A 1,824-nucleotide genomic window follows, 5' to 3' on the forward strand; every position below is an offset into this window, starting at 1 on the left:
GTGCCGGCCTACTTCGTGGTACTCGATGAGCTGCCCTTGACCACGAACGGCAAAATCGATCGCCGGGCGTTGCCTGCGCCGGATATGACGCGCAGCGAGGTCGGCTATGTGGCGCCGCGCACGCCCAGCGAAGAAATCATGGCCGGCATCTGGGCGGAGATTTTGCATCTCGACAAGGTCGGCATTCATGACGACTTCTTTGCGCTGGGCGGCCACTCGTTGCTGGCGACCCAGTTGATGTCGCGGATACAGAGCGCATTGCAGGTGGCATTGCCGTTGCGCGCCTTGTTCGAGGCAGCGTCGATTTCAGCATTGATGCTGAAAGTGGCCGAAGCCGATACCCGTGTCAGTGCGCCGCCGATATGGCCGGTAGACCGCGATGCGCCGTTGCCGCTGTCGTTTGCACAGACGCGCCTATGGTTTCTCGATCAATACGAATCGCGGCGCGAGCTCTATAACATCCCGGCGGCTGTTCGATTGACGGGGCAGCTCAAAGTAGACGCGCTGGCCCGCACACTGAATGAGATCGTGCGTCGCCATGAAGCCCTGCGCACCTCGTTTGCGATGGTGGGCGACGCGCCGGTGCAAGTCATTGCGCCAGCATCGCCGTTGGCGCTGGAGATCGTCGATCTAGGCGGCTTGCCGGCTGTGGAACGCGAGGCACAGGCGCGCGTGCACCTGCAAGACGAGGCGAACAAGCCCTTCGATCTTGCAACGGGTCCGTTGATCCGTTTCAGCCTGATCCGGCTTGCCGATAACGAGCATGTTTTGCTGCTGACGATTCATCACATTGTTTCGGACGGCTGGTCGATGGGGATCGTGGTGCGCGAAGTGGCCGCCTTGTATCAGGCCTTTATGCAAGGGCTGCCGTCGCCGTTATCCGAGTTGCCGATTCAATACGTGGACTTTGCCCATTGGCAGCGGCAATGGCTGAGCGGGGATGTGCTGGAGCAGCAGCTCGGTTACTGGAAGCGACAGTTGGCCGACAGTACAAGCTTGTTGATGCTGCCCACCGACCGGCCACGGCCATCGTTGCTGACGCATAACGGCGCCATGCTGCCGTTCGCGGTGCCGGCCGCACTGGTGTCGGACTTGCAAGCGCTTGGCCGCCAGACGCAAAGTACTTTGTTCATGACGCTGTCGGCTGCCTTCAATGTGCTGCTCGCACGTTATTCGGGCCAAAGCGATATCTGCATCGGCACGCCGATCGCCAATCGCAACCGCACCGAGATCGAGCCGCTTATCGGCTTCTTCGTCAACACGTTGGTGCTGCGTACCGAGGTGAATTTGAGTCTCGGATTCACCGAGTTGCTCAAGCAAGTGCGAACGAACACGCTCGATGCCTATGCGCACCAGGATGTGCCGTTTGAGCAACTGGTCGAAGCGCTGCAGCCGGAACGGCATGCCAGCTATACGCCGCTGTTCCAGGTGATGCTGGTTCTGCAGAACGCACCGATGGACGAGCTGGCCTTGCCGGGCCTGGCCATGAAGCTGCTGGACAGCGAAGGCGCCACCGCCAAGTTCGACATCACATTGAACCTGACCGAAGCCCAGGACGGCCTGCAAGGGGGCTTTGAGTACAGCACCGATCTGTTCGAGGCGAGCACGATCGAGCGCATGGCCGGGCATTTCATGAATCTGCTGCAAGCCATCGTGGCCGATCCGGGCCGTGCCGTGGGCGAGCTGCCGATGCTGGGCGAAGCCGAGCGCGAGCAACTGCTCTATGCGTTCAACCCCGTCGCGCAGGTCCAGCCTGGAACGCAGTTGCCGGGGCTGGGCGCGCCGTGCATTCATCAGCGCTTTGAGCATTGGGTGCGGCAAACC

1 protein-coding gene is annotated in these 1,824 nt (G+C 61.2%); it reads left to right on the plus strand.

The features are described 5' to 3' along the window. Positions 1 to 1,824 (plus strand): condensation domain-containing protein (locus DVJ77_RS20940; protein ID WP_225428133.1); only part of this gene is annotated, 1,824 nt, incomplete at both ends.

This window comes from Dyella tabacisoli, from assembly GCF_003350925.1.
Lineage (GTDB): Bacteria > Pseudomonadota > Gammaproteobacteria > Xanthomonadales > Rhodanobacteraceae > Dyella_C > Dyella_C tabacisoli.